Here is a 17,804-nt window from a genome sequence, read left to right as displayed (position 1 = left end):
GCCCGTCCTCCGGGCCAGTCCCCACCCAGCGGATGCCGACCATCCGCGCCTCGCAATGAAGTACGGCTCTGCCGTACGTCCCGGCTCGTCCTTTTCGCAGAAGTGACGCGCCACTCTGACTGAAAGGCACGAAGTTCGTGACCATGCTTGACGCTGTCCTGCCCGAGCTCAACGAGAACACCCCCGAGCCGGGTCCGTCCGAATTCGAGCTGCTCGGCCTGCCGAAGCCGCTCATCACCGGACTGGCCAAGCAGGGCATAGCCAGCCCGTTCCCCATCCAGAGCGCGACGATCCCCGACGTCCTCACCGGCGCCAACGTGCTCGGCCGCGGCCAGACCGGCTCCGGCAAGACCCTCGCTTTCGGCCTGCCCCTCATGGCCCGCATCTCCGGCGTCCGGCCCACCCCGGGCCGCCCCCGCGCGATGATCCTCGTGCCCACCCGTGAGCTCGCGCTCCAGGTGCACGACGCCCTTGAGCCGCTCGGCCGGGGCCTCGGCCTGCGCATGAAGGTCATCGTCGGCGGCATGTCGATGGGCAAGCAGATCGAGGCGCTGCGCCGCGGCGTCGACGTCGTCATCGCCACCCCCGGCCGCCTGGGCGACCTCATCCGGCAGGGCGAGTGCTCGCTGGGCGACATCGAGGTCAGCGTCCTCGACGAGGCCGACCACATGTGCGACCTCGGCTTCTTCCCCGTCGTCACCGAGCTGCTCGCGCAGACCCCGGCCGACGGGCAGCGGCTGCTGTTCTCCGCCACGCTCGACGGCGACGTCGACAAGCTGGTGCGGCGCTTCCTCAAGGACCCGATCACGCACTCCGTGGCGCCGGCGACCTCCCCGGTCGAGCTCATGGAGCACCACGTGATCCAGGTGACCCGCGACGACAAGTTCGACGTCACCGCGGAGATCGCCAACCGCGAGGGCCGTACGATCATCTTCGTCCGCACCCAGCACGGCGTCGACCGGCTGTGCAAGCAGCTGGCCCGCGTCGGCATCAAGTCGGGCGGCCTGCACGGCGGCAAGCGCCAGAACCAGCGCACCCGCATCCTGGCCGAGTTCCGCGAGGGCTCCGTCAACGTGCTGGTCTGCACCGACGTGGCGGCGCGCGGCATCCACGTCGACAACATCAGCCTCGTGCTGCACGTCGACCCGCCGCAGGACCACAAGAGCTACCTGCACCGCGGTGGCCGCACGGCCCGCGCGGGTGAGAAGGGCACCGTCGTCACGCTGGTGCTGCCGAGCGAGCGCCGCTCGACCGACCAGCTCACCCGCAGGGCCGGGATCCACCCGTTCCGCCTCAAGGCCGAGCCGGGCAACCCGCGCCTGTCCGAGGTGACCGGCGCCCGCGTCCCGAGCGGCGAGCCCGTCCCCGTCTGGGAGCCCGACGTCCGCAAGCCGCTGCGCCCCCGCCGCGAAGGCGGCCACAGCGGCTCCGACCGTCGCGGCCGCCGTCCGCGCCGCGAGTTCGACGGCGAGCGCCGTCCGCGCCGCCACGAGGACGGTCAGCGTCCCTTCGTCGCGGGCGACGACCGGCGTCCCCGTCGCCACGACGGTGACGACCGCTACCCGCGCCGGCACGCCGAGGGCGGCTCGCCGGAGCCCCGCACGACCGGCGACGACCGTGGCCAGGCCGGCGGCTACCGCGGCGGTGACCGTGGCCCGCGTGGCGGCGGCTTCCGCTCGGACGACCGCGCCCCCCGCGCGGACGCCCCGCGTGGCGGCGGCTACCGTTCCGACGACCGTCAGAGCGGCCCCCGCTCCGACGACCGTCAGGGCGGCGGCTACCGTTCGAACGATCGTCAGGGCGGATACCGTTCCGACGACCGTGGTCAGGGCGGCGGCTTCCGCTCCGACGACCGTGGCACCCGCGCCCCCAGCGGCGACCGTGGCCGGCCGTTCACGGCCGACCGCGACCGGCCCGTGCGTTCCGACGACCGCCCCGTGCGTTCCGACGACCGTGGCGCTTCGCGGGGCGGCTACCGCTCCGACGACCGTGGCAACGGCGGTTTCCGCAGCGGCACCGCCCGCCGCTTCGACCGCTGACACCGGCGGGTCACCGGTGACCCACCGCTGACCAGCACACGGCGCTGCCCGCCGTACCCCTTTTGCGGGGGTACGGCGGGCAGCGCCGTTTTCGCTGTGCTCAGGGGGACAGCTGCCGTGCTCCCAGGGCCTTCAGGCTGGAAGCCGACGCGAGCCCGGTGAGCGGTATCCCGCGTGCCCGGGAGAGCGGGAGGAGGGTGGCGGTCAGCGGGGCCTGAGCAGCGCCACCACGGCGAGCCCCACTACCGCACCGGCCGTGATGACCATCGGCGGCGCGACCCACTGGGCGGCCGAGCCCGCCACGGCGAAGCCGATGCCCTGCCAGAACATCAGTCCCGCCGTCTGGATGCTCAGCGCCCTGCCCACCACCGGCTCCGGGGCCGCGTCCATGAGGAGCTGGTCCAGCCCCAGGTGGTGGGCCAGCCCCATGCCCGACAGCACCAGCAGCCCCACCGCGAGCGGCAGCCCGGGACGCAGGCCGAAGGCGAGCTGCGGCAGGAACATCAGCAGCGCCAGCGGCACGATGAGCCGCAGGCGGCGGGCGGGCGAAGGGATCCACAGGCACAGCACCTCACCCAGCACCGTGCCGACCGGCAGCGCCGACATGAGCAGCCCCAGCCCCACGGTCCCGAATCCGGCCAGCTGGGCGTACGGCGCCGCCAGCGCCTCGGGCGTCACCCCGATGGCGGGGACGGCCCAGCCGAACACGAGCACGCGGCGCAGCGGTACCAGCCGGAAGACCTTCCCCAGCCCCGCCAGCGAGTCACGGACGAGCGAGAGCGACGTGGCCGAGGTGACGGCGGGACGGGACTTGACCCCCGCGGCCAGCAGCGCCGCCGAGGTCAGGAAGGCGCCCGTGTTCAGAAGGAGCGCGGCGCGTGGTGTCAGCGCGATGAGCAGCAGCCCGCCGAGAGCGAACCCACCCACCTGCGCACCCTGCGCCACCAGCCGGAACAGGCTGCGCCCCGCGATGTAGGCGTCGCCGTCGAGGATGCGCGGCAGCAGCGCCGCCCGCGCGCCCGCGAAGACCGGGGCCACCAGTCCCATCCCGAACGCCAGCACCAGCACGACGCCGACGGGCGAGCCGGTCGACGCCATCGCCGCGGCCAGCGCGGCCGTCGTCAGGTTGCAGCCCACCAGCAGGCGCCGGATGGCCATCCGGTCGGCCAGCGCCGACAGCAGCACGCCACCGAACAGATAGGGGACGAACGCGACGGTGAACACCAGCGCGGCCAGGAAGGGCGAGCGGGTCTGGCGATAGACCAGCACGGTCAGGGCGAACTGGGTCACGATCGTGCCCAGCATGCAGATGACGTGCGACAGGAAGATCGCCCGGAACTCGGGCACGGCCAGTGCGTCACGGTACCGGGCTCGGGCGGCCGCAGGCTGGTTCATCGAGTCCCCCCCAGGTGATGCCGGTCGCCGTGGCCGGCCCGGGCCACGGCGACCAGTCGGTCAGTAGGCGTACCGCATGTCGGATCACCTCCCCAGGTCGACGGGCAGAGTCCGAACTCCTCGCAGGGTGCCGCTGTCCCACATCACCGGCTCGGCGCGCGGCCGGACGGCGGGGTAGCCGCGGGCGAGCTCCGTGAACAGCGCCCTGGTCTGCATCGCGGCGACACCGGCGCCCAGGCAGGCGTGCAGGCCGCGGCCGAAGCCGAGGTGGGGATTGGGGGAACGGCCCAGCCGCAGGACGTCGGGGTCGGGAAAGACGGCCGGGTCGCGGTTGGCGGCCCCGATGATCAGCGTCACGCCCTCTCCTTCGCGGACCTTTCTGCCGCCGACTTCGGTGTCGGCCAGGCAGCCGCGGGCGAGCACCTGAACCTGACTGGTGTAGCGAATCAACTCTTCAACCGCTAAATCAGGATTTTTGGAGAATTCGAGGAGGCTGCCAGGATTATCGGTCAAGGCGAGGAGAGAGAGTGTCAGCAACCGGGCAGAGGATTCGAAGCCGGCGTGGAAGGTCGATCGGAGTGAATTCAGCACCAGGCGGCGGTCGGCTTCATGGGTACGATCACTGATAAACGCCAACATGCCGCCCGGATGATGGTCGGCCATCCAATGTTCTATTAACTCATCGAGTTCGGCCCGCGCGGCCATGCCCGCCGGTATCACCTCGGGGCGCAGTCCGCCGTCCATGGTGTCGATGACGGGCGGGGAAACACGGTTGAGCCAGTCGAGATCCGGGGGATCGACTCCCAGCACCTCGCAGATGGTCTCCACGGTCAGCGGGATGGCCAATTCGTGGACGAAGTCGAACTCGGTTCCCGCCAGCCCGGCCAGGCGCCGCCGTACCCGCTCCGAGGTGCGTCCGGCCAGCACCGCATGGTCCTGGGCCCGGTAGGCGGCGGTGAGCAGTCGCCGCACGGGCGGGTGGTCGGGTGGATCGACGGTCTGCAACATGACCAGCTCGTCGGGCGTTCGCTCGCCGAGCCGCCGCCAGTCGGAGGTGAAGCGATCCAGACCCTTGAGTACGGCGGCGCAATCGGCATATCGGGTGAGCACCCAGGTGCCGAGTTCGCCGTACCAGAAGAACGGGTCCGTTTCCCGCCAGGCGGCATAGACGGGAGCTGGATTGCGTAGCATTTCCGGTTTTAGTAGGACACGGAGCGAATGTGGAAAGGGACTTTCCGTCGACACCAAGTCTCCATATACCGCTAAAAACTGCGCCAATTGCCTTATTTAGCTCGTGTGACAATAGATGAGTAAGATGTGGGAGTCAACAGTGCGCTATAGTCGCCCGGTCGTCTCGCGTGGCGGACGGCGGGGCGGTGACCCGCGCGCGCAGACTAGGCTTGTCACGCACGCCTGCCGACCGACGAGAGAGATCATGAAGACCTTCGAAGAGCTGTTCGCCGAGCTGTCAGAGAAGGCACGCACCCGGCCCGCGGGCTCGGGCACCGTGGCCGCGCTCGACGCCGGCGTCCATGCCATCGGCAAGAAGGTCGTCGAGGAGGCCGCCGAGAGCTGGATGGCCGCCGAGCACGAGTCGAGTGACCGGGCCGCCGAGGAGATCTCCCAGCTGCTCTACCACGTGCAGGTGCTCATGCTCGCCAAGGGCATCGGGCTGGATGAGGTGTACAAGCATCTTTAGGGCGCCCCGCGCCCGTCAGCCCGTACACCTACCAGCCCGCGAGACATCAAGGACACACAGCCATGTTGCGTCTGGCCGTACCCAACAAGGGCGCGCTCAGTGAGGCCGCCCAGACCATGCTCAAAGAGGCCGGTTACCGGTCCCGCAGGGACAGCAAGGAGCTCGTCGTCGTCGACGAGGACAACGGTTGCGAGCTGTTCTTCCTGCGACCCCGCGACATCGCGGTCTACGTCGGCGAGGGCATGCTCGACGCCGGCATCACCGGCCGCGACATGCGCGTCGACTCCGGTGCCCCCGTCGAGGAGATCATGCCGCTCGGCTTCGGCGGCTCCACCTTCCGGCTGGCCGCCAAGGCGGGTGCCATGACGTCGGTCAAGGACCTCGACGGCCTGCGCATCGCCACCTCCTATGCCGGCGTGCTCGGCAAATACCTGTCCGAGTCCGGCGTCGACGCCCGCGTCATCAAGCTCGACGGGGCGGTCGAGACCGCCATCAGGCTGGGCGTCGCCGACGCGGTCGCCGACGTCGTCGAGACCGGCACCACGCTGCGCAACGTCGGCCTGGAGGTGTTCGGCGAGCCGATCATGCGCTCCGAGGCCGTGCTGATCAAGCAGCAGGGCAATGGCAACGGGGCGGACGCCGGCATCGAGCAGCTCGTCCGCCGCCTGCAGGGCGTCGTGCACGCCCGCGACTTCGTGATGATGGACTACGACATCCGCGCCGAGCGGATCGAGGAGGCCATCGCGCTCACGCCCGGCATGGAGGGCCCCACGGTCTCACCGCTGCACCGCGAGGGCTGGGTCGCCGTCCGGGTGATGGTCCGGCGGCGCGGGCACCAGCAGGTGATGGACCAGCTCTGGGAGATCGGGGCAAGGGCCATCCTGGCCACCGACATCTACGCCTGCCGCCTGTGAGATCTGTCCGCTAGGTGATGTCCCGTCCGGGAATCACATAGCTGTGCGTGACGAATCGCTTGCCACCCGTTATCTCCCCTTCTGTGATGCCGGGGCGTCGCAGGTGTGGGCTTCGTTGCAGCGCGGTAACCGGCGCTGGGCGGCGGGCGCGTCCCGCCGTCCGCGCCAGGACCCCGACCGCAGAAGGCAGGTGGCGGCGGGCCAGTCGCCATACGCGGTGGTGCTGTCGTGCATCGACTCACGGGTGCCGCCCGAGGTCGTCTTCGACGCCGGGCTGGGCGATCTGCTCGTCGTGCGTACGGCGGCGCACACCGTCGACCGGCTCGTCACCGCGGCGGTCCAGTTCGGCCCGCAGGCCTTGCACGCCAGGCTCGTCGTCGTCCTGGGGCACCAGCGCTGCGGCGCCGTCTCCGCCGCGGCCAGGGCGCTGCGCGAGCAGGAGACGCTGCCCGGCGAGCTGCCCAGCATCGTCGCCGCCCTCGAACCCGTCTACACCGGTTCCGGGGGCGAGGTGGACGCAATGGTCCGTGCGCACACCGTACGTACGGTAGCGAGTCTGAGAGCCGACGCCGTGTTATCCGGCCAGGCCGCCAGCGTGGTCGGCGCCTACTACAGCCTCGACACGGGACTGGTGCGGCGCGTCGCCTGACAAATGTCACCGCCAACCCCGGAGGTAACGCACTAACCAGGCAAGATCCACGAACCTACCGTTGACCTCATGAACGCCATCGTGTTCGACCACGTCAGCAAGGACTACGGGAACGTCCTCGCCGTCGACGATGTGTCCCTCTCCATAGAGCCCGGCAAGACCGTGGCCCTGCTCGGCCCCAACGGCGCCGGCAAGTCGACCTCCATCAACATGCTGCTCGGCCTGCTGCGACCGTCCAGGGGGACGGTCAGCGTGTTCGGCCGCACGCCCCGCCAGGCCGTCGCGGCCGGCCAGATGGGGGCCATGCTGCAGAGCGGCCAGCTCATCCCCGAGCTGTCGGTCAAGGAGCTCATCGACCTGGTCCGCAACCTGTACCCCGAGCCGCTGGGCCTGGAGGAGATCCTCAAGCTGGCCGACCTCACCGACCTGGTGAAGCGGCGCGCGAACAAGCTGTCCGGCGGCCAGTCCCAGCGCGTCAGGTTCGCCCTGGCGATCGCGGGCGCGCCCAAGGCGCTGCTGCTGGACGAGCCGACCGCGGCCATGGACGTGGAGTCGCGGCTGCGGTTCTGGGAGAGCATGCGCGGCTACGCGGCGGGCGGCCGGACCGTGCTGTTCGCCACGCACTACCTGGAGGAGGCCGATGAGCACTCCGACCGGGTGATCGTCATCGCCAAGGGCAAGGTGGTGGCCGACGGCACCGCCGCGCAGATCAAGGCGGACGTCGGCGGCCAGGCCGTCCGCTTCACCCTCGGCGAGCAGCCCGCGGCCGGGCTCGACCTGCTGCCCGGCGTCACCGCGGTCGAGATCGCCGCCGGCACGGCCACGCTGCGTACTTCCGACACCGACGCGACCCTCGCCGGGCTCTACCGGGGCACCACGCTCGACGTGCGCGACCTCCAGCTCTCCGGCGCCGACCTAGAGGACGCCTTCCTCGCCCTCACCAGGGAGTCCTGATGCTCTACTACGCCAAGATCGAGGCGCTGCGGATGCTGCGCAACCGGCGCTACATCATCTTCGTGGTGCTGTTCCCCGTCGTGTTCTACCTGATCAACGCCAACATCTACGGCGACCAGAAGGACGCCGGCGGCGTGCGGATGAGCACCTACCTGCTGGTGTCGATGGCCGCCTACGGCGCGCTCGCCTCGTCCATGATGAGCTCGGCCGTGCCCTGGGCGCAGGAACGCCAGTCTGGCTGGCTGCGCCAGCTGCAGATCACCCCGCTGCCGAGCTGGGCGATCATCGTCACCAAGCTCGGCGCCGCGATGGTCCTCGTGCTGCCGTCGCTGCTGCTGGTCAGCGCGGCCGGCGTGCTGCAGCAGGGCGTGTCGATGCCGGCCGGCCAGTGGCTGCCGCTGCTGCTGTCGCTGTGGATCGGCACGGTCCCGTTCATCGCGCTCGGGCTGTTCATCGGCTCGCTGCTGAGCGCCGACGCCGCCCAGCCCGCCGCGATGATCTGTATGTTCGCCCTGTCGCTGCTCGGCGGGCTCTGGTTCCCCATCGACGCCATCGGGGGCACGATGCGGACCCTCGCCCACTTCATGCCTTCCTACCACTACGCCAATCTCGGCTGGAACGTCATCGCGGGCAACGGTGTGCCGATGTCCGACGTGCTCATCGTGGTGGCGTGGGCGGTCGTGCTCGGAGGCGCCGCCGCGTACGCCTATCGGCGGGCTACTGTTCGGGCTTGACTGCTCCTCTTCCTTGAAGGGAGGGGATTCCTGCTTCACCGCCGGTCGCCCGTCGAGGAGGTCTCCTCTTGAGGTCTTACATCGGCTCCACAGGCGTTTCAGCTCTCCGCCAGCCCGGCGGCGAGCACGTTGTTGGCCGCGTTGACGTCCCGGTCATGGACCGCGCCGCAGGCGCATGTCCATTCCCGGACGTTCAGCGGCATCTTGTCGTGCAGCGTCCCGCATGCCGAGCACAACTTGGAGGAGGGGAACCAGCGGTCGACCGCCACGAGTGTGCGCCCGTACCAGGCTGCCTTGTACTCCAGCATCGAGCGGAGTTCGCGCCAGGACGCGTCGGAGATGGCGCGGGCCAGCGAGTGGTTCTTGACCATGTTGCGGACGGTCAGGTCTTCCACGGCGATCACTTGGTTCTCGCGAACAAGCCGTGTCGTGACCTTGTGCAGGTGGTCGCGTCTGCGGTCGGTGATGCGGGCGTGTATCTTGGCGACCTTCAGTTTCGCTTTGGCCAGGTTGGCCGAGCCTTTCTCCTTGCGGGCCAGCGCCCGCTGCGCCGTGGCCAGCTTGCGCCGGTCGCGGCTTTCGTGGCGGGGGTTGACGATCTTCTCGCCGGTCGACAGCGTGGCCAGCGCCGAGATGCCAGCGTCCACGCCCACATTCTGATCCACCGGTGGAAGCGGGCTGATCTTCTCCTCGACCAGCAGGGACACGAACCAGCGCCCGGCCGCGTCCCGGGACACGGTGACCGTGGACGGGAGCGCGCCATCGGGAAGCGGACGCGACCAGCGGATGTCCAGCGGCGCGTCCATTTTCGCCAGCGTCAGCGCGCCGTCTCGCCAGCGGAACGCCGACCTGGTGTACTCCGCCGACGTCCGCGACTTCTTGCGGGACTTGAATGTCGGGTACTTCGCGCGTTTGGCGAAGAAGTTCGCGAACGCCGCTTGCAGGTGCCGCAGCGCCTGTTGCAACGGGACGGACGACACCTCGGACAGGAAGTCGAACTCGCCGCTGCGCTTCCACGCCGTGAGCATCGCCGATGACTCGACGTAGGAGACGCGACGCTTTTGCAGCGTGTAGGCGCGGGTGCGTTCTTCCAGGGCTTTGTTGTAGACGAGGCGGACGCAGCCGAACGTCCGGGCCAGCTCTTCGGCCTGCCCGGACGTCGGGTAGAAGCGGTACTTGTATGCCCGCTTCACGATCTGCGCCACGCCTCACATTCTACTACACGATCATGTAAGTATCGTACGAGTGTTCGATATGGCCTGAAGGCGGGAGTTTCCCTCGGAGGTATCTGATGAACTGGGCCAATCTGCTGACCTTCGGCGGGACGAGAGGAGACTCGTCCCGCTACCGGCGGTTGTTCGGGATCTCCTTCGGGATGATCTACCTGATCTTCCCGTTGGCGGAGATCGTGACCGGGGAGGTCGCCGGCGTCAAGGCCGTCTGGGCGGGGCTGTCGCTGGTCGCGTTCGTGCTCTCGTACCTGGCGACCGTCGTGAGCCCGCGCAGCTTCCGTGAGCGGACGCCGTCGACCTACCCGCTGCTCGCCCTCACCACGACGCTGGCCGTGGGCGCCGCGCTGGTCTTCGGCGGCGGCTGGCTGAGCCTGCCCGTCTACACCACGGTGCTCTTCTCCATGATCCTGTCGCCCCGGCGGGCGGGGTTCGGCATCGTCGCCATGCTGGGGGTCGTCGTCGGCTGCGGGCTGCTGCACGGCAATGATGCCACCTCCATCGCCATACTGGGGCTCCAGGTGGTCACTCTGGGCGTGCTGTTCATCGGCGTACGCAACACCAGGGTCCTGGCCCAGCAACTGCGCGACGCGCAGGGCGAGGTGGCCCGGCTCGCCGCGGCGGACGAGCGGCTGCGCATCGCCCGCGACCTGCACGACCTGCTCGGCCACAGCCTCTCGCTGATCGTGCTCAAGAGCGAGCTGGCCGGGCGGCTGGCCGAGGACTCCCCACGGGTGTCCAAGGAGATCCAGGACATCGAGTCGGTGGCCAGACAGGCGCTGACCGAGGTGCGCGAGGCCGTGACCGGCTACCGCCAGCGCAGCCTGCCGGAAGAGCTCGACAACGCCAGGTCCGTGCTGCGGGCGGCGGGCGTGGAGCCGCAGGTGCGGATCTCGGGCACACCGCTGCCCGGTCTGCTCGACGGCCTGTTCGGGTGGGCGGTGCGCGAGGGCACCACCAATGTCGTACGGCACGCGCGGGCGCGTCGCTGCGAGATCGGGGTGACGTACGACGGCGAACACGCCATCCTGGAGATCATGGACGACGGGCAGGGCAAGGAGCCGTTCCGGCTCGGCAGCGGTCTGCAGGGCCTGACCGAGCGGGTGCGCGGAGCGGGCGGGACCGTGGAGGTGGGTCCGGGAGCCAGGGCGGGCTTCCGGCTGCGGGTGCTGGTCCCCGCCGGAGCGGCGGCGTGATCCGGGTGATCCTGGCCGAGGACCAGGGCATGGTACGCGGCGCGCTGGCGTCGCTGCTCGGCCTGGAGCCCGACATCGAGGTCGTCGGCGAGGCGGCCGACGGCGAGGCGGCGGTGGCCGTCGCGCTCGCGGAACGCCCGGACATCGCCCTGCTCGACATCGAGATGCCCGTCATGGACGGCCTCAGCGCGGGCGCCCGGATCACCGAACAGGTGCCCGGCTGCCGGGTGATGATCCTGACCACGTTCGGCCGCCCCGGCTACCTGCGTACCGCCATGGAGGCGGGTGCGGTGGCCTTCCTGGTCAAGGACAGCCCGGCCCGCGAGCTGGCGGCGGCGATCAGGCGCGTACACGCGGGGGAGCGGGTCATCGACCCGGGGCTGGCGGCGGCGGCGCTCAGCGCGGGGCCCAACCCGCTGTCGGCCCGCGAACGCGACGTGCTGGCCGCCGCGGCCGACGGATCGACCATCGGCGACATCGCCCGGCACCTGCACCTGTCGGAGGGCACCGTGCGCAACTACCTGTCGTCGGCCATCCAGAAGACGCACGCCCGCAACCGCATCGAGGCCGTCCAGCGCGCCAAAACCCAGGGCTGGCTCTAGTTCGGCCGGCACCGCGCTGCCGTACCTCCGACTCAGGGCGATCGGCCGCTGCGACAGCACCAGGAGCGAGGAGCTGCGCGCCTCGTGGTAGCCGTGTCTTGTTGCCTGGCCCGCCCACTCCTGCATGGCGATCACGTCAGGGTCGAGCTTGGCGATCACCCTGCCCAGGCCACCTGCCGGATGAGGTCCGACACCCGCACGATGCCCAGGCAGCGGTTCAGCTCGTCGGTCACCACGAGGTCGTCGTAGACGCGGCCCGAGTCCCGGCCCGCCGCCTGCATGGCCGCCACGGCGGGGGTGCTCTTCGGCACCGTACGCGGCGGGTCGGCCAGCCGCTGGGCGGGCTTCGAGCCGTGCAGCGCATGCCCGTAGCGGGCCGCGAACGACAGCAGGAACCGGCTGCGATCGAGGCTGCCCCTGGGCCGCTGGTACTCGTCCACCAGGATCACGCTGGTGATCGACGGCTCCTGCCCGAAGGCCGCCATCACCTCCTCCGCCTTCGCTCCGGCGGGCAGGGTCACGGCGGGCAGCAGGAGCTCCTGCACGCGCGGCCCGAGCCGTGCGGTGACGGACGGCTCCCCGGCGGTGGCCGGGAGCGGCACCCGTACCTTCCCGTCGGGTCCCGGGCTCAGCAGCGGCCCGCAGGCCAGCCGCACCTCCCAGCCGCGCACCGCGGCGAGCTGCGCCTCGTGCTCGACCCCCGCGACCAGCGCGTGCGCGCCGAGACCGCGGGCCAGTGCCACCACCGCCCGTGCCACCGCCGCCGGACGATGGTCGCCCGGCAGCCCCCCGGCCGGCTCCGGGGCCAGGGCCAGCAGGTACGGGGAGGCGTCCGCGATGATGTCGAGCGGCACGCTCTCCGTGCCCACGTCGCTGAAGCCCAGCAGGTAGCCGAGGTTGCGCAGCCCGTCGAGCGTCACTTTCAACACCGGCCGGTCGGCCGCCCCGCACGGGCCCGTGAGCAGCACGATGGCCTCGCGCGGGTGCCTGCCCGACCGCCGCATCGCCTCGTGCAGCGGAGCCAGCGCGCCCGCGCCCGCCAGCACGATCCGCATGGGCAGCTCCAGCACCATGGGCAGCGGGTCGGCCCTGAGGTAGCCCGCCGGGTCGATGACCGCCGGGCGTGCGATGACGGCTCCCGTGTCAAGATCCACTACGGGGCTGGTGAGCAGGGAGGACACGTTGCGATGATGGTGGTGCGCCACGTCGGGCAGAAGTGGCTTGAAGCGAAATTCACCGATATTTCCCACGGAGTTGGGCGTGGTCTCCGTTCGGATAGCCTTCCGGCATGAGTGCGCGACCGGCGAAGGGTGGCGGGCGGTGGGTGTCCGTGGTGCCCGAGCGCGTGCACCCGTGGATCGACGGCTTCGCCGACCGGCATGGCCCGTTCGAGGCCACCGGTGACGAGCGGGTCGTGCGCCTGGTGGCCGCCGACGGGGCGCTGGCGGAGCTGTACGTGCCCTTCCCGCCGCTGCAGGCCGGGCCGCCGTACGTGACCAGGCTTGTCGCCCACGCGCGGACGGAGCGGCACATAGGGGTCATATTGGTACGGATGGGCGGTTACGCGGCGGGCCTGTTCCATGGGTCGCGGCTGGTGACGTCCAAGGTCGGGTCGCGGCTGGTCCAGGGGCGTACCGCGGCGGGCGGGTGGTCGCAGCAGCGCTTCGCCAGACGCAGGCAGAACCAGGCGGGCCAGGCCTTCGAAGCGGCGGCCGAGACCGTGCTGCGCGTCCTGTCGCCGTGCCAGGGCGAGCTGGACGCGGTCGTGCTCGGCGGCGACCGCCGGGCCGTGGACGCGCTGCGCGCCGACCGGCGCCTGGCCGGCCTGCTGGCGCTGGAGACCGAACCGTTCCTCGTCGTCCCCGACCCGAAGCTCGCCGTACTCAAGGACACGCCCGCCCTGTTCCGCGCGGTACGCATTCGCGTGGTGGACCCACCCACCACAGGCGGGGCCTCGTAAGACCTGAGGCTGACACGCACGGCGGCCAAGACCAGACCCAGGGTGGTCGTGCGCCGAAGCGCCCGTCTCTAGCGTTGACCACGTGATCGAGATAAGGGAGCTGACCAAACGCTACGGGGGCGTCACCGCCGTCGACCACCTGTCCTTCTCCGTACGGCCGGGTCAGGTCACCGGCTTTCTGGGGCCCAACGGCGCCGGCAAGTCCACGACGATGCGCGCGATCGTGGGCCTCGACCGCCCGAGCGCCGGGACGGCCACCGTCAACGGCCGCCCCTACACCGACCACCCCGACCCGCTGCGGCAGGTCGGCGCGGTGCTGGAGGCGACACCCGCGCACCGGGGACGCACGGCCTACCACCACCTGCTGGCGCTGGCGCGCACGCACGGGATCGCCGCGTCCCGGGTGGACGAAGTGCTCGCGCTGACGGGCCTGGAGCCGGTGGCCAGGCGCCGGGCGGGCGGCTTCTCCCTGGGCATGCGCCAGCGGCTGGGCATCGCGGCGGCGCTGCTCGGCGACCCCGGCGTCCTTATCTTGGACGAACCGGTCAACGGGCTCGACCCCGACGGCGTGCTGTGGCTGCGTACCCTGCTCGGGCGACTGGCCGCCGACGGCCGCACCGTGCTGGTCTCCAGCCACCTGATGAGCGAGATGGCCATGACCGCGCAGCACCTGGTGATCATCGGCCGGGGCCGATTACTGGCCGACACCTCCACCACCGAGCTGATCGCCCGCTCCGGCGTGGATCGCGTGCGGGTCCGCAGCCCGCAGGCCACCGAGCTACGCGACCTGCTCGTCCGGCAGGGAGCCGCGGTGACGACCGATGAGCCGGGCACCCTGCTGATCGGCGGCCTGCCGGTCGAGACGATCAGCGCCCTGGCGAGGGGGCACGACCTGGCCCTGCACGAGCTCAGCCCGCGCCGCGCGTCGCTGGAGCAGGCCTATATGCGGCTCACCCGCGACGCCATGGAGTTCTCCGCGAAGGAAGGGAGCCTGCCGTGACCGCGTCCCAGATCACCTTCGGCCGGGTCCTGCGGTCGGAATGGACCAAGCTGTACACGCTGCGCGCTACGTGGTTCGTTTTCGGCATGATCCCGCAACTCCTGATCGGCCTGTCCGCGATCATCGGCTGGACCGCCGCCCGCGAGCCGGCGCCCGCGACACCGGTCGCGGATCAGGCGGTGGGCGGCGGGTTCCTGCTGTTCGCCCTGGCGATCGGCGTGTTCGGGGTGCTGATGATGACCAGCGAATACGGCGGTGGCCTGATTCGGGTCACGCTGACCGCGGTGCCGCGCCGGCTGCCGGTGCTGTGGGCCAAGGCGCTGGTCCTGGTCGCCGTCACCGCCCCCATCATGGTCGCGGCCTACTTACTGGCGTTCCTGGCCAACCAGGCGTTCGTCGACGAGACCGCCCGCCTCACGCTCGGTGACCCGCACATCGTCCGGGCGATCCTCGGGGTGGCGGCCGCCACGGTCGCGGTCGGCCTGCTCGGGCTGGGCATCGGCACGATGGTGCGGCACACCGCCGGCGCGATCGCCGTGTTCGTGGCCGTCATCGTGCTCCTTCCTCCGGTGCTGTCGGGCGCGCTGCCCGCCCCGGTGCGCGAGACCGTCCTGCCCTACCTGCCCACGCCCGCCCTGCAGGCCATGTACGAGATCGACGGCACCGGCGGCGTGCTGGAGCCCGTACCGGGGACGGTCGTGGTGCTCGGGTGGATCGTCTTGGCGCTGTGCGGTGCCGCGGTGATGCTGCGCGGGCGGGACGCATGAACGCCGCCTCCGCCCCTCGTAGGCCGCGTGCCTGGGCGGCGCCTGTCCGTCGGGTGCGTGTCTGGCTCGCCTCTGCCCGTCGGACGCATGCTGGGGCTGCTTCCGCCGGTCGGGTGCGTCCCGGGGCCGCTTCCGCCGGTCGGTTCCGTGCCGGGGCCGGTGCCGTCCGTCGGGTGCGCGTCTGGGCTGTTTCCGCTGGTCGGCTGCGTGCCTGGGCCGTCCGCCATCCGAAGATGGCGGACGCAGGGCTGGCCTGCCTGGTCGCGGCGCTGGCCATACCGGCGACGGCGGGGGGTGCGGATGCCCGCGGTGTGCTCGAACCGGGGACAGGTGTCACAGGGGCCGCCTGGCTGTGGTTCGCCGTCGTTCATGTTCCGCTGGTGTGGCGGCGGCGGGCGCCTGCCGTCGTGTTCTGGATCGTGCTGGGGCTGGTCGGCGTGAGCGGCCTGATCGGGGTCACTGGCGTGTTCCTGGTCTTCGTGCCGTTGCTGGCGGTGTATACGGTGGCCCGGCACCGCCCGCAGCGCCACCTGTGGCCGGCGGTGGGGGCGGTCGCGGGCGCCGTGGGGCTGAGTGGGTTGCGGGACGACCCCGGCTGGCCGACATTGATCGGGATGTCCTCGGTCCTGGTGGTCGTCGCGCTGCTGGGGGTCACCCTGCGGATGCGGCAGGGCTATCTGGCCGAGCGCGCCCGGCACCTGGCGGAGCAGCGCGATCACCAGGCCCGGCTGGCGGTGGCCGCCGAGCGGGCCAGGATCGCCAGGGAGGTGCACGATATCGTCGCGCACAGCCTGGCCGTCATGGTCGCGCTCGCTGACGGCGCTTCGTACACCGCCAGAGCTTCGCTCGCCGACAGGGCCCCGGGCACCGGCGGCATACAGTACGCCGCCGGTGCCGCGTTTACGGACGGTGCCTCACCTGCCGAGGGCGGCTCATGCTCCGGCGGGGGTTCACCTGTGGACGGTGCTTCGCCTGTGGACGGTGCCTCGCCTACCGACGGTGCTTCGCATGCCGCCAGAGACTCGCTGGCCGACAGCGCTTCTCACTCCGCCGGGGCCTCGCACGTCGACACTCCCTTGCACGTCGACACGCCCTTGCACGTCGACAGGGCCTCGTACTTCGCCGGAGTCGGTGACGAGCGGGTGGCGGTCATGATGGAGAAGGTCTCGGAGACCGGGCGGCAGGCGTTGTCGGAGATGCGGCGGCTGGTCGGTCTGCTGCGCGATGGCGGCGGTGAGTCGCGGCTGGGTGGAGGTTCGGATCGGGCGCCGCAGCCGGGGTTGGACGATCTCGACCGGTTGGTGGACCAGGTGCGGGAGGCGGGTGTACGGGTCGAGGTGCTCCGCGAGGGTGTGGCAGGCAACTGGGGCCCAGGGGCGGGGCTGGCCGTGTACCGGATCGTGCAGGAGGCGCTGACCAACGTCCTCAAGCACGCGGGACGGCGGGCCAGTGTGCGCGTCCAGCTCAGTTACACGACGTACGGCGCTGATCTGGAGATCACCGACGACGGCGCCGGCCGTCACGCACGTCCGGTGTCGGTTCGGCCGGACGGTGGCCGTGGATTGGTGGGGCCGGACGGTGCGCACGGGTTGGCAGGGTCGGATGGCAAAGACGGTCTGGCGGGGCCGGGTGGTCTTCACGGGTTGGCGGGCCCGGATGACGGAGGCGGTTTGGTGGGGCCGGATGGTGGCCCCAGCTGGGCGAGGCCGGATGGGGGCTACGGGACGGCGGGGCCGAGTGGTGGCCACGGGCTGGTGGGGTCGGGTGGTGGCTACGGGACGCCGGGGGCGGAGGGTGGTCATGGGCTGGCGGGGATGGTCGAGCGTGCCGCGTCGTACGGTGGCTGGGTTGAGGCGGGGCCAATCCCTGGCGGTGGGTGGCGGGTGCGCGTTCGCCTGCGGTTCGACGACAATATGCTCGCATGAGCATCCGATTACTGCTCGTCGACGATCAGCCCCTGCAACGGCTCGGGTTCCGGGCGGTGATCGAGACGCAGCCGGACCTGGAAGTGGTGGGCGAGGCGGGCGACGGTGCGCAGGCCGTGGCGATGACCGGGGCGCTGCGGCCCGACGTGGTGTTGATGGATGTACGGATGCCCGTGCTGGACGGCATCGAGGCGACCCGGCGGATCGTCGGGTCGGGGGCCGAGGCGAGGGTGCTGGTGGTGACCACGTTCGATCTCGACGAGTACGTTTACGCCGCGCTGCGGGCCGGAGCCAGCGGGTTCCTGCTCAAGGACGTGCCGCCGGCCGACCTGCTGACAGGTGTCCGGGCGGTGGCGGCCGGTGACGCGATGGTGTCGCCCGGTGTGACCCGCCGGCTCATCGACGCGTTCGCCGGTCACCTGCCCGACCCGGCGACCGGGCAGTCTCCGGCCGACCAGCTGCTCGGCCGGCTCACCGAGCGGGAGCGGGACGTGTTCAGGCAGGTGGCCCGGGGCTGGTCCAACATCGAGATCGCCGGGGTCGTTGACGATCTCTGAGGCGACGGTCAAGTCGCATATCGGGCGGATCCTTACCAAGCTTCACCTGCGTGATCGAGTACAGCTCGTGGTCCTCGCGTACGAGAGCGGCATCGTACGCCGTGGGGAGCGATGATGGCCTCGTGATCAGTGATCTGATGCGCGACGGCAAGCGAATTGGTATCTCATCGCCTTGAGTCGATTC

15 protein-coding genes and 2 pseudogenes are annotated in these 17,804 nt (G+C 70.9%); 13 read left to right on the top strand and 4 right to left on the bottom strand.

The features are described from left to right. Nucleotides 1-143 precede the first annotated feature (143 nt). On the top strand, nucleotides 144-2,039 hold the full coding sequence (locus ACGFNP_RS45850; protein WP_358324669.1) for a DEAD/DEAH box helicase: 1,896 nt from the start codon (nucleotides 144-146) through the stop codon (nucleotides 2,037-2,039). A 204-nt stretch (nucleotides 2,040-2,243) separates the two neighbouring features. Here ACGFNP_RS45850 and ACGFNP_RS45845 read toward each other — a convergent pair whose 3' ends face one another. Next, entirely contained in the window at nucleotides 2,244-3,434 is a 1,191-nt protein-coding gene (locus ACGFNP_RS45845; protein WP_393329287.1) for an MFS transporter, read from the bottom strand. Nucleotides 3,435-3,518: 84 nt separating this feature from the next. Then, nucleotides 3,519-4,625, bottom strand: a complete 1,107-nt coding sequence (locus tag ACGFNP_RS45840) for a cytochrome P450 (RefSeq protein WP_393329285.1) — start codon at nucleotides 4,623-4,625, stop codon at nucleotides 3,519-3,521. Nucleotides 4,626-4,869: 244 nt separating this feature from the next. On the opposite strand from ACGFNP_RS45840, the gene ACGFNP_RS45835 reads away from it, so the two are divergent. From ACGFNP_RS45835 to ACGFNP_RS45815, 5 genes are all read left to right on the top strand, one after another. Next, nucleotides 4,870-5,133 (top strand): phosphoribosyl-ATP diphosphatase, encoded by a 264-nt coding sequence (locus tag ACGFNP_RS45835; protein WP_214636287.1) that lies wholly within the window; start codon nucleotides 4,870-4,872, stop codon nucleotides 5,131-5,133. A gap of 62 nt (nucleotides 5,134-5,195) precedes the next feature. Beyond that, the gene (gene hisG / locus ACGFNP_RS45830) at nucleotides 5,196-6,047 is read left to right on the top strand and encodes an ATP phosphoribosyltransferase (protein WP_219528546.1); all 852 of its coding nucleotides are present in this window, start codon (nucleotides 5,196-5,198) and stop codon (nucleotides 6,045-6,047) included. A gap of 115 nt (nucleotides 6,048-6,162) precedes the next feature. After that, complete coding sequence (locus tag ACGFNP_RS45825) at nucleotides 6,163-6,696, top strand: carbonic anhydrase (protein ID WP_393329283.1); 534 nt, start codon at nucleotides 6,163-6,165, stop codon at nucleotides 6,694-6,696. Nucleotides 6,697-6,765: 69 nt separating this feature from the next. After that, entirely contained in the window at nucleotides 6,766-7,650 is an 885-nt protein-coding gene (locus tag ACGFNP_RS45820; RefSeq protein ID WP_393329281.1) for an ABC transporter ATP-binding protein, read from the top strand. Beyond that, a complete protein-coding gene (locus ACGFNP_RS45815) occupies nucleotides 7,650-8,384 on the top strand; it encodes an ABC transporter permease (protein ID WP_393329279.1) in 735 nt (244 codons plus the stop codon). Before ACGFNP_RS45820 ends, ACGFNP_RS45815 begins: the two co-directional genes overlap by 1 nt. 101 nt (nucleotides 8,385-8,485) lie before the next feature. Here the strand turns inward: ACGFNP_RS45815 and ACGFNP_RS45810 are convergent. Further along, a pseudogene (locus tag ACGFNP_RS45810) lies at nucleotides 8,486-9,589 on the bottom strand (RNA-guided endonuclease InsQ/TnpB family protein); the annotation flags it as partial. Between the two features lie 86 nt (nucleotides 9,590-9,675). On the opposite strand from ACGFNP_RS45810, the gene ACGFNP_RS45805 reads away from it, so the two are divergent. After that, entirely contained in the window at nucleotides 9,676-10,809 is a 1,134-nt protein-coding gene (locus ACGFNP_RS45805) for a sensor histidine kinase (protein ID WP_393329277.1), read from the top strand. Next, nucleotides 10,806-11,411, top strand: coding sequence for a response regulator transcription factor (locus ACGFNP_RS45800; protein WP_358324645.1), 606 nt, complete (start codon nucleotides 10,806-10,808; stop codon nucleotides 11,409-11,411). Before ACGFNP_RS45805 ends, ACGFNP_RS45800 begins: the two co-directional genes overlap by 4 nt. A gap of 155 nt (nucleotides 11,412-11,566) precedes the next feature. Here ACGFNP_RS45800 and ACGFNP_RS45795 read toward each other — a convergent pair whose 3' ends face one another. After that, nucleotides 11,567-12,592: an EAL domain-containing protein gene (locus tag ACGFNP_RS45795; protein ID WP_358324642.1), complete on the bottom strand. Its 1,026-nt coding sequence runs from the start codon at nucleotides 12,590-12,592 to the stop codon at nucleotides 11,567-11,569. Between the two features lie 107 nt (nucleotides 12,593-12,699). Here ACGFNP_RS45795 and ACGFNP_RS45790 point away from each other — a divergent pair, with 107 nt between their 5' ends. From ACGFNP_RS45790 to ACGFNP_RS45770, 5 genes and pseudogenes are all read left to right on the top strand, one after another. Further along, nucleotides 12,700-13,371, top strand: a complete 672-nt coding sequence (locus ACGFNP_RS45790) for an acVLRF1 family peptidyl-tRNA hydrolase (protein ID WP_358324639.1) — start codon at nucleotides 12,700-12,702, stop codon at nucleotides 13,369-13,371. An 82-nt stretch (nucleotides 13,372-13,453) separates the two neighbouring features. Beyond that, entirely contained in the window at nucleotides 13,454-14,371 is a 918-nt protein-coding gene (locus ACGFNP_RS45785) for an ATP-binding cassette domain-containing protein (RefSeq protein WP_358324637.1), read from the top strand. Beyond that, complete coding sequence (locus ACGFNP_RS45780; protein ID WP_358324634.1) at nucleotides 14,368-15,138, top strand: hypothetical protein; 771 nt, start codon at nucleotides 14,368-14,370, stop codon at nucleotides 15,136-15,138. The genes ACGFNP_RS45785 and ACGFNP_RS45780 overlap by 4 nt, the downstream gene beginning before the upstream one ends. A 233-nt stretch (nucleotides 15,139-15,371) precedes the next feature. Beyond that, on the top strand, nucleotides 15,372-17,063 hold the full coding sequence (locus ACGFNP_RS45775; protein ID WP_393329274.1) for a histidine kinase: 1,692 nt from the start codon (nucleotides 15,372-15,374) through the stop codon (nucleotides 17,061-17,063). Then, nucleotides 17,060-17,735: pseudogene (locus tag ACGFNP_RS45770) on the top strand (response regulator). The gene ACGFNP_RS45775 and the pseudogene ACGFNP_RS45770 overlap by 4 nt, the downstream one beginning before the upstream one ends. The last annotated feature ends 69 nt before the right edge of the window (nucleotides 17,736-17,804 follow it).

Origin of the sequence: Nonomuraea sp. NPDC049269, from assembly GCF_043197155.1 — a bacterium.
GTDB lineage: Bacteria > Actinomycetota > Actinomycetes > Streptosporangiales > Streptosporangiaceae > Nonomuraea.
Note: the sequence above shows the minus strand (reverse complement) of the source record. Positions and strands in the feature narration are given on the sequence as shown.

Bases quoted from the DNA above. Each gene is read 5' to 3' on its own strand.
- ACGFNP_RS45850 (WP_358324669.1), top strand. From the start codon at position 144: ATGCTTGACGCTGTCCTGCCCGAGCTCAACGAGAACACCCCCGAGCCG.
- ACGFNP_RS45845 (WP_393329287.1), bottom strand. From the start codon at position 3,434: ATGAACCAGCCTGCGGCCGCCCGAGCCCGGTACCGTGACGCACTGGCC.
- ACGFNP_RS45840 (WP_393329285.1), bottom strand. From the start codon at position 4,625: ATGCTACGCAATCCAGCTCCCGTCTATGCCGCCTGGCGGGAAACGGAC.
- ACGFNP_RS45835 (WP_214636287.1), top strand. From the start codon at position 4,870: ATGAAGACCTTCGAAGAGCTGTTCGCCGAGCTGTCAGAGAAGGCACGC.
- hisG (WP_219528546.1), top strand. From the start codon at position 5,196: ATGTTGCGTCTGGCCGTACCCAACAAGGGCGCGCTCAGTGAGGCCGCC.
- ACGFNP_RS45820 (WP_393329281.1), top strand. From the start codon at position 6,766: ATGAACGCCATCGTGTTCGACCACGTCAGCAAGGACTACGGGAACGTC.
- ACGFNP_RS45815 (WP_393329279.1), top strand. From the start codon at position 7,650: ATGCTCTACTACGCCAAGATCGAGGCGCTGCGGATGCTGCGCAACCGG.
- ACGFNP_RS45805 (WP_393329277.1), top strand. From the start codon at position 9,676: ATGAACTGGGCCAATCTGCTGACCTTCGGCGGGACGAGAGGAGACTCG.
- ACGFNP_RS45790 (WP_358324639.1), top strand. From the start codon at position 12,700: ATGAGTGCGCGACCGGCGAAGGGTGGCGGGCGGTGGGTGTCCGTGGTG.
- ACGFNP_RS45775 (WP_393329274.1), top strand. From the start codon at position 15,372: ATGGCGGACGCAGGGCTGGCCTGCCTGGTCGCGGCGCTGGCCATACCG.